The sequence below is a fragment of the Pseudomonas sp. fls2-241-R2A-110 genome, assembly GCF_030209165.1.
Taxonomy (GTDB): Bacteria; Pseudomonadota; Gammaproteobacteria; order Pseudomonadales; family Pseudomonadaceae; genus Aquipseudomonas.
This window is the reverse complement of sequence record NZ_JARVSN010000031.1, coordinates 85,188-98,318: the sequence shown is the minus strand read 5'-3', so window position 1 is coordinate 98,318 and position 13,131 is coordinate 85,188. Positions and strand designations below refer to the sequence as shown.

The 13,131-nt window shown below is 59.3% G+C and carries 12 protein-coding genes; 3 read left to right on the top strand and 9 right to left on the bottom strand.

Features of this window, described 5'->3' with window-relative positions:
• Positions 1-11 precede the first annotated feature (11 nt).
• Positions 12-404: a 30S ribosomal protein S9 gene (gene rpsI / locus QRN31_RS25360; RefSeq protein WP_002555064.1), complete on the bottom strand. Its 393-nt coding sequence runs from the start codon at positions 402-404 to the stop codon at positions 12-14.
• A gap of 14 nt (positions 405-418) precedes the next feature.
• On the bottom strand, positions 419-847 hold the full coding sequence (gene rplM / locus QRN31_RS25355) for a 50S ribosomal protein L13 (protein WP_007905295.1): 429 nt from the start codon (positions 845-847) through the stop codon (positions 419-421).
• 245 nt (positions 848-1,092) lie between these two features.
• Here rplM and QRN31_RS25350 point away from each other — a divergent pair, with 245 nt between their 5' ends.
• On the top strand, positions 1,093-2,133 hold the full coding sequence (locus tag QRN31_RS25350; RefSeq protein ID WP_222588387.1) for an NADP(H)-dependent aldo-keto reductase: 1,041 nt from the start codon (positions 1,093-1,095) through the stop codon (positions 2,131-2,133).
• Between the two features lie 104 nt (positions 2,134-2,237).
• On the opposite strand, the gene QRN31_RS25345 is transcribed toward QRN31_RS25350, so the two are convergent.
• The gene (locus QRN31_RS25345; protein ID WP_285435284.1) at positions 2,238-3,374 is read right to left on the bottom strand and encodes an acyl-CoA dehydrogenase family protein; all 1,137 of its coding nucleotides are present in this window, start codon (positions 3,372-3,374) and stop codon (positions 2,238-2,240) included.
• A gap of 218 nt (positions 3,375-3,592) precedes the next feature.
• Here QRN31_RS25345 and QRN31_RS25340 point away from each other — a divergent pair, with 218 nt between their 5' ends.
• Positions 3,593-4,513 (top strand): GlxA family transcriptional regulator, encoded by a 921-nt coding sequence (locus QRN31_RS25340; protein WP_197678942.1) that lies wholly within the window; start codon positions 3,593-3,595, stop codon positions 4,511-4,513.
• Between the two features lie 170 nt (positions 4,514-4,683).
• On the opposite strand, the gene zapE is transcribed toward QRN31_RS25340, so the two are convergent.
• The 3 genes from zapE to QRN31_RS25325 form a co-directional block, all read right to left on the bottom strand.
• Positions 4,684-5,778 (bottom strand): cell division protein ZapE, encoded by a 1,095-nt coding sequence (gene zapE / locus QRN31_RS25335; RefSeq protein WP_090180220.1) that lies wholly within the window; start codon positions 5,776-5,778, stop codon positions 4,684-4,686.
• Between the two features lie 91 nt (positions 5,779-5,869).
• Positions 5,870-7,225, bottom strand: a complete 1,356-nt coding sequence (locus tag QRN31_RS25330) for a tryptophan--tRNA ligase (protein ID WP_285435281.1) — start codon at positions 7,223-7,225, stop codon at positions 5,870-5,872.
• Between the two features lie 24 nt (positions 7,226-7,249).
• On the bottom strand, positions 7,250-7,879 hold the full coding sequence (locus QRN31_RS25325; RefSeq protein ID WP_285435279.1) for an alpha/beta hydrolase: 630 nt from the start codon (positions 7,877-7,879) through the stop codon (positions 7,250-7,252).
• A 144-nt stretch (positions 7,880-8,023) separates the two neighbouring features.
• Between QRN31_RS25325 and QRN31_RS25320 the strand changes: the two genes are divergently transcribed.
• Positions 8,024-8,458: a Z-ring associated ZapG family protein gene (locus QRN31_RS25320; protein ID WP_222588392.1), complete on the top strand. Its 435-nt coding sequence runs from the start codon at positions 8,024-8,026 to the stop codon at positions 8,456-8,458.
• Positions 8,459-8,554: 96 nt separating this feature from the next.
• Here QRN31_RS25320 and QRN31_RS25315 read toward each other — a convergent pair whose 3' ends face one another.
• The 3 genes from QRN31_RS25315 to QRN31_RS25305 form a co-directional block, all read right to left on the bottom strand.
• Positions 8,555-9,259: a YiaD family glycine zipper/OmpA-like lipoprotein gene (locus tag QRN31_RS25315; protein WP_285435278.1), complete on the bottom strand. Its 705-nt coding sequence runs from the start codon at positions 9,257-9,259 to the stop codon at positions 8,555-8,557.
• A 101-nt stretch (positions 9,260-9,360) separates the two neighbouring features.
• On the bottom strand, positions 9,361-10,005 hold the full coding sequence (locus QRN31_RS25310) for an MBL fold metallo-hydrolase (RefSeq protein WP_285435277.1): 645 nt from the start codon (positions 10,003-10,005) through the stop codon (positions 9,361-9,363).
• A 146-nt stretch (positions 10,006-10,151) separates the two neighbouring features.
• Entirely contained in the window at positions 10,152-12,890 is a 2,739-nt protein-coding gene (locus QRN31_RS25305) for a winged helix-turn-helix domain-containing protein (protein ID WP_285435275.1), read from the bottom strand.
• Between the last annotated feature and the right edge of the window lie 241 nt (positions 12,891-13,131).

Here is a 13,131-nt window from a genome sequence, read left to right as displayed (position 1 = left end):
GAGAAAGCGAATTAACGCTTCGAGTACTGCGGACGCTTACGCGCTTTACGCAGACCGACTTTCTTACGTTCAACTTCACGAGCATCGCGAGTAACGAAGCCAGCTTTGCGCAGAGCGCCACGCAGGGTTTCGTCGTACTGCATCAGTGCGCGAGTGATACCGTGGCGGATTGCGCCAGCTTGACCACTTACACCACCACCGATCACGGTGACGTAGATGTCGAACTTCTCGACAGTCTCAGTCAATTCCAGCGGCTGACGAACTACCATGCGGGCAGTTTCGCGGCCGAAGAAATTATCCAGCGAACGGTTGTTGATGGAGATGTTACCAGTACCCGGACGCAGGAAAACGCGTGCGGTTGCGGTCTTGCGACGGCCAGTGCCGTAATTTTGAGTCGCCGACATAATGAACTATTCCGTTAAAACTTCAGTTCTTGGGGCTGCTGAGCAGTATGAGGGTGTACAGCGCCCGCATAGACTTTCAGCTTACGATACATGTCGCGACCCAGCGGGTTCTTAGGCAGCATGCCTTTGACCGCGGTCTCGATCACGCGCTCAGGGGCTTTGGCGATCAGCTTTTCAAAGTTGATCGACTTGATGCCGCCCGGGAAACCGGAGTGGGAGTAGTAGATCTTGTCGGTGGTTTTAGCACCGGTTACACGAATCTGCTCGGCATTGATAACGACGATGTAGTCGCCGGTGTCAACGTGAGGAGTGTACTCAGCTTTATGCTTGCCACGCAGACGGCTCGCGATTTCGGTGGCCAGACGACCCAGGGTCTGACCTGCAGCGTCGACGACAAACCAGTCGCGCTGTACTGTTTCCGGTTTAGCAGTAAAAGTTTTCATTCTTTATAGCCTCAGGGGCCGCCCTGTAAATTAGACGGCGGATCTTACTGAATAGTGCGTACTTTGACAAGTCAAAGGCAGCCGGATACAGACGCTTTCGGGGGCTCGGGTCGGCGCGTCCGTTCAACGGCAAGATTCTTCGGCGGCGGCGCATCACTTCCACTGCAGAAAGAGGTGCGCAATTATGCAGATTGCGAAAAATATTTCAACCTGCTTTTATGATTGTTTTGCCCAAGGAGCACCCGATGGACTATCGCCAGCTAGGCCGAACCAATCTGAACGTGAGTGCCATCTGCCTCGGAACCATGACCTGGGGCGAGCAAAACAGCGAAGCTGAAGCCTTCGCCCAGATTGAACGGGCCAAAAGCGCCGGGATCAATTTCATCGACACCGCCGAGATGTATCCGGTGCCGCCCAAGGCTGAAACCTACGCCACCACCGAACGCTACATCGGCAATTACTTCAAGAGTCGCGGCGATCGTGCCGACTGGATCCTGGCGAGCAAGATCGCCGGCCCCGGCAACACCATCGATTACATCCGCGACAAAAACCTGCGCCACAACCGCCAGCACATCACCGAAGCCGTGGACGCGAGCCTCAAGCGCCTGCAAACCGACTACATCGATCTGTACCAGCTGCATTGGCCGGAACGCAGCACCAACTTCTTCGGGCAGCTGGGCTACAAACACAAGATCGAAGCCAACCTCACGCCACTGGAAGACACCCTCGAAGCGCTGGACGAACAGGTCAAGGCCGGCAAGATCCGCCACATCGGCCTGTCCAACGAAACACCGTGGGGCACCATGCGCTTCCTCGCCCTGGCCGAAGCCCGTGGCTGGCCGCGCGCGGTGTCGATCCAGAACCCGTACAACCTGCTCAACCGCAGTTTCGAAGTCGGCCTGGCGGAAATCGCCATCCGTGAACAATGCGGCCTGCTCGCCTATTCGCCGCTGGCGTTCGGCTTCCTGTCAGGCAAGTACGAAGGCGGCGCCCGGCCGCCAAAGGGTCGCCTGAGCCTCTACAGCCGCTTCAGTCGCTATTTCAATGCACAGTCGGAAGCAGCGTGCAGTCGTTACGTGGCGCTAGCCCGTGAGCACGGCCTGGACCCGGCGCAGATGGCATTGGCGTTCGTGACCCAACAGCCGTTCGTGACCAGCAACATCATTGGCGCGACGACGCTGGAGCAACTCGACAGCAACATTGCCAGCTTCGAGCTGAAACTTTCCGATGAAGTGCTGGAAGGGATCGAGGCGATTCACAAGGATCATCCGAACCCGGCGCCTTGATCGATCATTAGACCCAATCGCGGGCAAGCCCGCTCCCACAGATTCGGCGCTGAACCGGTGGGAGCGGGCTTGCCCGCGATGGCGATACTGAACTCACAACAAATTCAAAGCGACCGCGCAATAATCTCCTTCATGATCTCGTTGGTCCCGGCGTAAATCCGCTGGACCCGCGCATCCGCCCACGCCCGGGCGATCGGGTATTCCCACATGAAGCCGTAACCGCCATGCAGTTGCACGCATTCGTCGAGCACCTTGCATTGCAGGTCGGTGCCCCAGTATTTGGCCATCGCGGCCGTCGGCACATCCAGCTTGCCTTGCAGGTGCAGCTCCAGGCAGCGATCGACAAACACCCGACCGATCTGAATCTCCGTCGCCATCTCCGCCAGCTTGAAGCGAGTGTTCTGGAAATCTGCAATCGCCTTGCCGAAAGCCTTGCGCTCGCGGGTGTAATCCAGGGTCCATTGCAACGCGGCTTCGGCCGAAGCGAGTCCGCCGATGGCAACTGTGAGGCGTTCCTGAGGCAACTCCTGCATCAGATACGCGAAGCCCATCCCGGCCTGCCCCAGCAGGTTTTCTTTCGGCACTCGAACATCCTGGAAAAACAGCTCCGACGTGTCTTGAGCCTTCATGCCAACCTTTTCCAGGCGCTTGCCCTTGTCGAAGCCCGGCGTGTTGGCCTCGACCAGAAACAGGCTGGTGCCTTTGGCCCCGGCCTTCGGATCTGTCTTGGCCACGACAATCACCAGATCAGCGAGAAAGCCGTTGGTGATGAATGTCTTGGAGCCGTTGATGACATATTCATCACCGTCCAGCACGGCAGTGGTTTTCACGCCTTGCAGGTCGGAACCTGCCCCCGGCTCGGTCATGGCGATGGCCGTGACCATCTCGCCAGACACCAGTTTCGGCAAGTATTTGTGCTTCAGCGCTTCACTGCCGTAGTGCAGGATGTACGGCGCCACAATGTCCGAATGCAGGGAAAATCCGATCCCCGTCAGCCCCAGGCGACCGACCTCCTCGATCACCACGGCACTGTAGAGAAAGTCCGCCCCCAGCCCGCCATATTCCTCTGGCAGGTGCGAGCAGAGCATCCCCGCCTCCCCTGCCTTGTTCCAGAGTTGACGGTCGATATAGCCTTGTTTTTCCCATTGCCCATGGAACGGCACCGCTTCTTTTTCGAGGAACGTTCGCACGCTGTCGCGAAAAAGTTCGTGCTCGGAACTGAACAAGGTTCTGGGAATCATGCGGCACCTGTCGCTGGTTGGAAGGAGTTGACCTTCAGAGACTAAGCCTCGCATTCGATACAGGACACTGGACACATCAGACAAAAAATAAGACGATCCAGCCGTCTGGTGACCACTTTCCCCTATAAGAATAAAGTTGAATTATGTCTAACCAAGCCTCCACGCCCTTGCGGCGCGTCAGCATCCTGGCCATTGACCGGGTTTTCGCTTCCACCCTCATGCAAGCCAAGGATTTCTTCCATCTAGCCAGCCTGCGTTATGGCAAACAACTGGGCCAGGGCCTGACACCGGCGTTCGAAACCCGGCTGGTCAGCCCCGATGGCAAACCGGTGAACAGCTTCAGCGATGTGATCATGCCGGTGGACGGCGCCCTGGAAAATGCCGACGTCATCATCCTCCCCGCCTTCTGGGACGACTTCGACACACTCGTCAAACGTTATCCACAGGTCCTGCCGTGGCTGAGAGAACAACACGCTCGCGGCGCGGTATTGTGCGGCGAAGCGACCGGGGTGTTCTGGCTCGCCGAAGCCGGGTTGCTCAATGGCAAGGAAGCGACCACGTACTGGCGCTTCTTCAACGCCTTCGCCGAACGCTTTCCACAGGTCCAGCTCAATCAGGACAAGCACCTGACCGACGCCGACAACTTGTATTGCGCCGGCGGCACCACCTCCGCCTGCGACCTTTACATTTACCTGATCGAACGCTTCTGCGGCGCCAACGTCTCGCAAGCCGTGGCGCGCGACATTCTCTACGAAGTGCAGCGCAGCTATTCGCCAGGACGTATTGGTTTTGGCGGACAAAAACTGCACCAGGACGTGATCATCCTGCAGATCCAGCACTGGCTCGAAGAGCATTTCGCCGACAAATTCCGCTTTGAAGACGTGGCCCGCGAGCACGGCATGAGCATCCGCAACTTCATGCGCCGCTTCCAGACCGCCACCGGTGACAAGCCGCTGCATTACCTGCAACGCCTGCGCATCGAGACCGCCAAAGGCTTGCTGTCGGGTAGCCGCAAGAGCATCAAGACCATCAGTTATGAGGTCGGATATGACGATGCGAGCTTCTTCGCGCGGTTGTTCCGCCAGCACACCGAACTGTCGCCGAACCAGTATCGGCAGCAATTCCAACAAGCCGCTTAAGGGCTGGACTTGAAACGATGATCGTTCCCACGCTCCGCGTGGGAATGCATCCCGTGACGCTCCGCGTCACATTTCGAAGCGTCCATGGCGGCATTCCCACGCAGAGCGTGGGAACGATCAGCACAAAAAAAAGGCCTGCAATGCAGGCCTTTTTTATTATCCGAAATATCCTAAGGCTTATGCGCCCGGGACAGGAATTCGTGCGATTGCATCTCCAGCAGGCGGCTAAGCGTGCGCTGGAATTCAAAGTTCAGGCGACCGCCGGTGTAGAGGTCCTTGAGCTCGACTTCAGCAGAAATGATCAGCTTGACGTTACGGTCGTAGAACTCGTCGACCATGTTGATGAAGCGTCGGGCGATGTCGTCGGTGGTGACGCTCATCTGCTCGACACCGCTGAGCAACACGGCGTGGAAGATCTTGCCCAGCTCGATGTAATCGTTCTGGCTGCGCGGGCCGTCGCACAATTCGCGGAAGTCGAACCAGGCTACGTCATCGCAGGTGCGTACGGCACGGATTTCGCGGTTCTCGATCATCAGCACGTCGTTCTCGACCGCAGCCGTGCATTCCGGCGTCAGAGCGCGGAAGCTCTTGCGCAAACTTTCCTGAGCGGCTTCGTCCAGCGGGAAGTGGAACAGCTCCGCTTGCTCGAGGTGACGCAGACGATAATCGACGCCGCTGTCGACGTTGACGATGTCAGTGTTTTGCTTGATCAGCGCAATGGCCGGCAGGAAGCGCGCGCGCTGCAGGCCGTCCTTGTACAGGCCGTCCGGCACGATGTTCGAGGTCGCGACCAGGGTCACGCCATTTTTGAACAGTTCTTCCATCAGCGTGCCGAGGATCATCGCGTCGGTGATGTCGGACACGAAGAACTCATCGAAGCAGATCACCCGGGCTTCATCGGAGAAGCGCTTGGCGATGATGGTCAGCGGGTTTTTCTCGCCACCCAGGGTCTTCATCTCTTCGTGCACACGCTTCATGAAGCGGTGGAAGTGAGTGCGGACTTTTTCCTTGAAGGGCAGCGCTTCAAAGAAAGTATCGACCAGGTAGGTCTTGCCACGGCCAACGCCGCCCCAAAAGTACAGTCCCTTGACCGGTGCCACGTCTTTCTTGCCAAACAGCTTGCCGAGCAGGCCCGGTTTACTCTGCGAGGCGGCGACCAGATCGTCGTACAGGCGCTGCAGATGGCGCACGGCAGTTTCCTGCGCGGCGTCATGGAAGAATTCCGGGCGTTTCAGATCAGCTTGATATCGTTCTAGGGGCGTCATAATTCGTTAGCAAGGCAACAAAAACGGGCCGTCACTGTAGCGACGGCCCGGGGGAATGGCAATCAGCCCTTGGTCGGGCCGTGCCGTTGATTTATTCCTGAACAGGGGTCAGGGCAACCCGCAAGGCCTCGATGGCGACGTCGCGAGCGGCATCGTCAGCGAACGTCGGGCTGTCGGCCACACACTCGCCTTCCAGCCAGACGCTGAAGCTGCGGTCTTCACTGCGCACATCCAACGGCTGGCCTGATTGCAGCTGCTTGGTCACCTGACCTGCGGTTTTGCCGTCGGCGAAGTTACGCGACAACAGCAATTGCTCGCCATCGGCCGCCAACAGACGGAAGCGGAAACTGCTGTCTTCTTCGCGGAAGCTGACAAAACGAGCGGCTTTCGCGGCTTTCTTTTTGGTGGTGGCCGCGACTTGGGTCTGGGCAACAAAAGAACGCAGGCCAACCGCCTCACGCAGTTCGTGGAGGAACGGGGTCGCCACCGAGCGGGCCTTTTTGGCGCCGGCCTGCAGGATGTCTTCCAGGTCCGCCGGACGTTCGATCAACTGGTGATAACGCTCACGAGACTCGCCCAGCTCGCTGTCGAGCAGTTGGAAAAGGCGATTTTTCGCCTCGCCCCAACCCAGGCCCTGCAACAACTCGCTGCGGAATTCGTCGGACTGCGCCGGGGTGGCGAATGCCTGGAACAAGGTGAACAGGTGCGAGTTGTCGGGATCCTTGGCTTCACCCGGCGCGCGGGAGTCGGTGACGATCCGCGAGATCGCGTCTTTCATTTCCTTGGCACTGCTGAACAACGGAATGGTGTTGTCGTAGCTCTTCGACATCTTGCGACCGTCGAGGCCTGGCAGTGTGGCGACGCTTTCTTCGATCAGCGCCTCGGGCATGGTGAAAAATTCTTTGCCCTGACCGAACAGGTGGTTGAAGCGCTGGCCGATGTCGCGGGCCATTTCCACGTGCTGGATCTGATCACGACCGACCGGCACCTTGTGTGCATTGAACATCAGGATGTCGGCGGCCATCAGCACCGGATAGCTGTACAAGCCCATGGTGATGCCGGCGTCCGGGTCTTCGCCGGTCTCGACGTTCTTGTCCACCGAGGCCTTGTAGGCGTGGGCGCGGTTGAGCAGGCCCTTGGCGGCGACGCAGGTCAGCAGCCAGGTCAGCTCAGGAATTTCTGGGATGTCGGACTGACGGTAGAACGTCACACGATCCACATCCAGGCCACCGGCCAGCCAGGTCGCGGCGATTTCCAGACGCGAGCGCTGGATGCGCAGCGGGTCATCGCATTTGATCAGGGCGTGGTAGTCGGCCAGGAAGTAGAACGAATCGGCATTGCTGTCACGACTGGCCAGGATCGCCGGGCGGATGGCGCCGGCGTAGTTGCCCAGGTGCGGCGTGCCGGTGGTGGTGATGCCGGTGAGAATACGGGTACGAGTCGTCATGGGTAATCGCTTGTCAGACTGCAATCAATTCGAAAGACGCGGCAGGATCAGATCCTTGAGATCAGTCAGCTTGCCATGAAAAAAGTGTCCGCATTCTGCCACTTTCAGCAGCTCATGGGGACGTTCGAGTTTGTCGGACCAGTCGTAGACAGCTTGCGGATCGATGACTTCATCGGTTTCCGGCTGAATCAGGGTCAGATCGCCCTGTTGTGGAAGTTTATCCTGATCACCCAGGCGCATGACCGCAGGCGCAACCATGAACAAATGCTTGAGCTGCTCGCCTTTGGCTTCCAGGCGCCCGCCGAGACTGGCCGCCACAAAACCGCCGAAGGAGAAACCGAACAGCGTCAACGGCAAGTCCGGGTGCCTGGCCCGCAGCCACTCGGCCGCGGCCTGGGCATCGTCGACTTCGCCGGTACCCATGTCGTGGGCGCCTTCACTGGCACCGACACCACGGTAGTTGAAACGTAAAGTAATCAAACCGGCGTCGCGCGCGGTGCGCTGCAGGGTCGAGACCACTTTGTTGAGCATGGTGCCGCCCTGCACCGGATTCGGATGGCAGATCAGTGCCAGGCCTCGAGGCTGCTCGTTATCCAGGTACAAACTTTCCAATTGACCGACCGGGCCATCAATCAATACAGGGGTTTCGCGCATAAGCAAGGAAGGAACTCCGTGACCTCAAATCGGGTCGACTCGTCTAGCAAATTGTCTGTGCCAATCTATTGCGAGTGAATCGCGGTATACAGCGCAGGTTCGAGCCGTTAACGTAAAGCAAAGCCGTTTATAGAGGAAGGACTCGTGGAACACTCGCTCTTAGTTTGGTTGTTGCCGACTCTTGCCCTGGTTGTGGGTGTCGCCATAGGTTTCCTGATCGCTCGCCTGGTGCCGAATGCTGCGCCGAGCAGCACACAACGTCAGCTGGATGACATTCAGGAACGTTTCGACAGTTATCAGAACGAGGTGGTCACCCACTTCAACAGCACTGCAAATCTGGTCAAGAAACTGACTGCGAGCTATCAGGAAGTGCAGGATCACCTCGCCGAGGGCGCCAACCGCCTGGCCCTGGACGAGCAGACTCGCCAACGCTTGCTGGCCGCCCTGCATTCCGATGCGACCGTAGCGCCACGGGAGCGCCTGACGCCTCCGCGCAATCAGGAACCGCCTCGCGATTACGCCCCAAAAGCCCCGAACGCGCCGGGCATGCTCGATGAACATTACGGCCTGAAGAAATAATCAGGTTTCGCGCGACATGAAAAAGCCCCCGGACAAGTGATTGTCCGGGGGCTTTTTTACGCCTGGGGTTCAGTCAGGTCAGTAAAGGTAACGCGTTTATTGCTGCGGATACTGCTGACCCGGAATCGCCTTCAGGTTGACTTCGACCCGACGGTTCTGCGCTCGGCCATTGGCGTCGCCGTTGCTGGCAATCGGGTTATCCGGGCCGGCGCCACGGGCTGAAAGGTTGGTGCCGCTGACACCTTGCGAGGTCAGGTAAGTCGCCACGCTCTGCGCACGACGCTGGGACAGGTCCATGTTGTGCTGACGGCTGCCAGTGCTGTCGGTGTAGCCGACGATCTCGATCTGGTTCTGGTTGAACTCCTTGAGCGAGCCCGCCAGGCTATTCAACGGCTGGTAGAAGCTGGAAGCGATGTTCGCCGAATCGGTCGCGAACGTGATGTTGCCCGGCATGATCAGCTTGATCTGGTCACCCTGGCGCTGCACTTCGACACCGGTGTTGGCCATGCTGGCCCGCAGTTTTTTCTCTTGCTGGTCGGCGTAGTAACCATACCCGGCAGCGGAAGCACCCACGACAGCGGCGCCAATCAGCGCGCCCTTGCCACGGTTGTCGTGGTTGATGGCAGCACCCGCCAAGGCACCGGCCAAGGCACCCAGACCGCCATATTTAGCGGTCTTGCTCATGCCCTCGGAGCCACCACCGTTGGCCTGGCCCTGATTGTCATAAGGATTGGGCGAGGCGCAGCCAGACAGCAAGGCAACAGCCGTAGCGACAATAATCAAACGCTGCTTGGTGAACATTAAGAGCTCCTACTTTTGCATTCTAGGGTGCAACGGATCAGGCATTGGACCTTTGCGGGCGTTGGATCATTTCGCCCGTCAAAAATTCCACCTGTTACAAATCAGGCGCGAACAAAAGGGTTTTCGCGCATTTCATCGCCCAGTCGTGTGTCCGGACCATGCCCGGTCACGACGGTCGCATCTTCATCGAGGGTATACAGCCGCTGCTTGATCGACCGCACGATAGTCGCCTGATCGCCCCCCCACAGATCCGTGCGCCCGACTCCACGACGAAACAACGTGTCGCCGGCTATCAGCAGCTTAGCCTCGGAAAACCAAAAGCTCATGGAACCTGGCGTATGGCCCGGCGTATGCAATGCCACGCCGCAGCCGCAAGCCAGTTCTTCATCGTCGGCCAACCAGCAGTCGGGTGACGGCACTGGCGTATAAGGCACACCGAACATCTGGCACTGCATTTCCAGATTGTCCCAGAGGAACTGATCTTCTTTATGCAGGTGCAAGGTCGCGCCGGTTTTCTCCTTGAGCTGACCGGAGGCCAGGAAGTGATCCAGATGCGCATGGGTGTGGATGATGCTGACGACTTTCAGGCCCAAGGCGTCGAGGCGCGCCAGGATCAACTCATGATTGCCGCCCGGATCGACCACGATCGCTTTCTTGGTGATCGGGTCGCCGATGATCGTGCAGTTGCACTGCAAAGGGCCAACGGGGAAGGTTTCGCGGATGAGTACGGGGGTTGGAACAGTCATGGGAAGTCGTTGGCCTGTATCAGACGGAAGGCTGTGAGTGTGGCTTGAGGATTCTACGCCTCGCCGAAACGGCGCGGGAGTACAAACAAATACGCCCTCCCGACTTGCTCGCGGCGTTTGCGTTGAAGCTTGGGCGCAGGTTTGGACTAGGCCAACACCCCCAACTCCTTCGCCCGGGCAACCGCCTGCGTACGCCGCTCCACCCCAAGCTTGCTGTTGATATGACTCGCGTGGGTCTTGACCGTGTGCAGTGAGATGAACAACTGGTCGCTGATTTCCTGGTTGGAGCAACCTTGGGCGATCAGGCGCAAAACGGCCAGCTCACGTGCGCTGAGCTGTTCGGCCCCAGGCGATGACTCCAAGGCCGGGCGAGCAGCCGTGGCCGGAAGTTTTTCAGTCAGGTTTTGCGACACAACGGTCGGCGGAAACAGTTGCAGTTGACCCCGCAGCCAATCCGGGTGTGCAGTCAACAACCCGTCAAACGGTTGCAGGACCCCGCCGGCTGCCGCTTCCAGCGCCTGAACCAACGCCTTGCGTGCTTCCGGCTCACGCCCGGCCGCCAGCAACAAGGTTATTTTCTGCGCCAACGCCATCACGCTGAGCATTTGCCGTCCCGATGTCTGCCCTTGTTCAAGCAACGCATTCAAACGCCCTTCGGCCAGCATCGGTTGCCCCTGAATCACCTCGAGCAACGCTTGCTGCAACTCGATATGCAGCGGCAGTTGAGGATGAAATTCCGGCGGTGCGGCCGCGTGTTCACCGTTGTAAGTCTGGCCCAGCCGTGACAGCCAGGCTTCCGCCAGATCGGTGCGCCCCTGGGCCAGCCAGAGTTCGCATTTGACCAGCGTGATCATCGCCAGGTAGTAAATCGGCGGCACGTCCCAGATGTGCATCAGGCGTTCGGCTTCGGCGAGTTCGGCGAAGGCTTTGGCGAATTCGCCGCTGCTGCCTTCGAGCCGGGCGATCACGCAGTGGCCAATCAACACGCTGATATCGCGACAGGCGCGGGCTTCACTCAATCCCGCTTGCAAACGCGCCCGCGCAGCTTGCGGTTGCAAGCGCACGGCCAAGAGAAAACCTTCGTACAGGGTCAAGCGTGCACGCACCGCATAAAGCCGTTGCGGCGACAATCCTTGCAGACGCTGCAGCCCCTGACGCACTTCCTGCAACGAACGCAGGATTTCCCCACGCGCTTGAAGCACGCGCGCGCGGTCGTAATGGGCCAGCGCTTCGAACAGCGGGTTGCCGACTCGCTGTGCCAACTCCAGCGACTCGCGATTCAGGCTGCGGGCACGCCACAAATCGCCGTCGGCGATCGCCAGGTTGGACAGGGTCGAAAGGCACATCAGCCGTTGCCCGTAGCGCTTGGCCGGGAGGCTCTGCAGCGCTTCGGTGCAGTAAAGCTGCGTGAGCGCGCGATTGCCTCGCCCTCGGGCGATGATGCCGCTCAGGGCCAGCCATTGCGCCAGCATGGACTTCTGCGCGGTGGCCGACGGGGCTGGCAGGAAACGACTCAAGTGGGCCGCCAGCTCCTCGGCAGCATCCAGCTGACAGGCCAGCCCCAGCGCCCAGCTGTAGAGCACGATCAGCCGCGGCGTGCTGATCAGCAGGCTATCGGGCAAGTCCATTTTCCAGCGCAGCAACATGCCGACGTTCTGCTCGGCGAGCAATTGTTCTTCAGAAAGGTTTTGCACCAGGTTCGCCGCAACGTCCAGGTGCCCGGCGCGCAACGCCTGCTCAACGGCCTCGTCGAGCAGCCCTTGTGCATTGAACCAGCGACAGGCGCGCAGATGCAGGCTGGCGGCCGGCACGATCGTCTGCGCGATGGGACGGGTGCGCAGCAGGTCGGAAAACAGGTGGTGATAGCGATACCAATGGCCGTGCTCGTCCAGCGGCACCAGAAACACTTGGTGTGCCTGAAGGAAACGCAGGATGTCGGCACTGTCATGGGCTTCGCGGATGGCGTCGCAGAGCTCGCTGCAAAAACGCTCCTGAGGCGCGGTGTCGTACAGAAATGACTGCACTTCGGCTGGCAGGCAATCGATGACTTCTTCGAGCAGGTAATCGCGAATCAGCCCTTCCCCACCGTGCAAAGACTGAGGCAATGCAGCGTCGGCACCCGCCTCGGAGGCCGCCAGCAGCCAGAAACGCAGGCCGGCGACCCAGCCTTCACTGCGCTGAATCAGATTTTCCAGGGCCTCGCCACGCAATGAACTGCTGTGTCGGTCGAGCAACGTCAGGGCTTCGTCGTGAGTCAGTCGAAGGTCCTGCTCATGCAACTCGAGCAGTTGGCGCGACAGGCGCAAACGCGCCAGGTGCCAGTCCGGACGTTGTCGACTGGTCACCATGACCAGCAAGCCCTCGGGCAAATGATTGAGGAAAAACTGCAGGCAGCGATCGAGCACCGGGCCTTGGGCCAGATGGTAGTCATCCAGCACCAGTAACAAAGGTGTCATGGGCGAAAGATGAATGGCCAGCTCGTCAAGCAAACCGTCCAGCCATTCTTCGAAAGCGAACGGCTGATGGCGTTGGCGCATTTTCAGCAGGCCCAGCGCCTGGCTGCCCAGTGTCGGAAAGTAATCCTGAAGACCTTCGAGCAAGCGCTCAAGGAAACGGCCAGGGTCGCTGTCTCGAGGACTCAACCCCAGCCACAGGCTTTGCCAATGGGCCGGCAGCCCCTGACAGAACTCCACCGCCAATGAGCTCTTGCCGAACCCGGCGGGCGCACTGACCAGCAACAGCCTGCCACCGAGGCCGGCACTCAGGCGCTCGCACAGACGAGGCCGCAATACATGGCCGTCAGGTAACGGGGGCCGGAAAAAGCGCCCGTCCAGTGCCGCGACGGCAGCGCTTGCAGGGCCCGGGAGTGGGGACAGATCAGTCATGGCCGGCTCTTGTTTGAAATACGGATGGCGGCGTTGCAGATGTCCGCAGACTAGCGGTAAACGAAGAGGGAATGAAGGTTATTGCTACAAATGGCTACAAAAAGAATACAAGCAAAAGTGTCCGGCCTGCGATGGTGTTTTCCTGGCAGCCCAAGTCGCCCCCATCGCGAGCAAGCTCGCTCCCACAGTCGATCGCACTTTTATGGACAAGCGCGTTACCTGTGGGAGCGAGCTTGCTCGC

Coding starts and splice junctions, on each gene's coding strand:
- QRN31_RS25315 (WP_285435278.1), bottom strand. CDS start 9,259: ATGTTCACCAAGCAGCGTTTGATTATTGTCGCTACGGCTGTTGCCTTG.
- QRN31_RS25345 (WP_285435284.1), bottom strand. CDS start 3,374: ATGATTCCCAGAACCTTGTTCAGTTCCGAGCACGAACTTTTTCGCGAC.
- rplM (WP_007905295.1), bottom strand. CDS start 847: ATGAAAACTTTTACTGCTAAACCGGAAACAGTACAGCGCGACTGGTTT.
- QRN31_RS25325 (WP_285435279.1), bottom strand. CDS start 7,879: ATGCGCGAAACCCCTGTATTGATTGATGGCCCGGTCGGTCAATTGGAA.
- QRN31_RS25310 (WP_285435277.1), bottom strand. CDS start 10,005: ATGACTGTTCCAACCCCCGTACTCATCCGCGAAACCTTCCCCGTTGGC.
- QRN31_RS25305 (WP_285435275.1), bottom strand. CDS start 12,890: ATGACTGATCTGTCCCCACTCCCGGGCCCTGCAAGCGCTGCCGTCGCG.
- zapE (WP_090180220.1), bottom strand. CDS start 5,778: ATGACGCCCCTAGAACGATATCAAGCTGATCTGAAACGCCCGGAATTC.
- QRN31_RS25350 (WP_222588387.1), top strand. CDS start 1,093: ATGGACTATCGCCAGCTAGGCCGAACCAATCTGAACGTGAGTGCCATC.
- QRN31_RS25330 (WP_285435281.1), bottom strand. CDS start 7,225: ATGACGACTCGTACCCGTATTCTCACCGGCATCACCACCACCGGCACG.
- QRN31_RS25340 (WP_197678942.1), top strand. CDS start 3,593: ATGCAAGCCAAGGATTTCTTCCATCTAGCCAGCCTGCGTTATGGCAAA.
- rpsI (WP_002555064.1), bottom strand. CDS start 404: ATGTCGGCGACTCAAAATTACGGCACTGGCCGTCGCAAGACCGCAACC.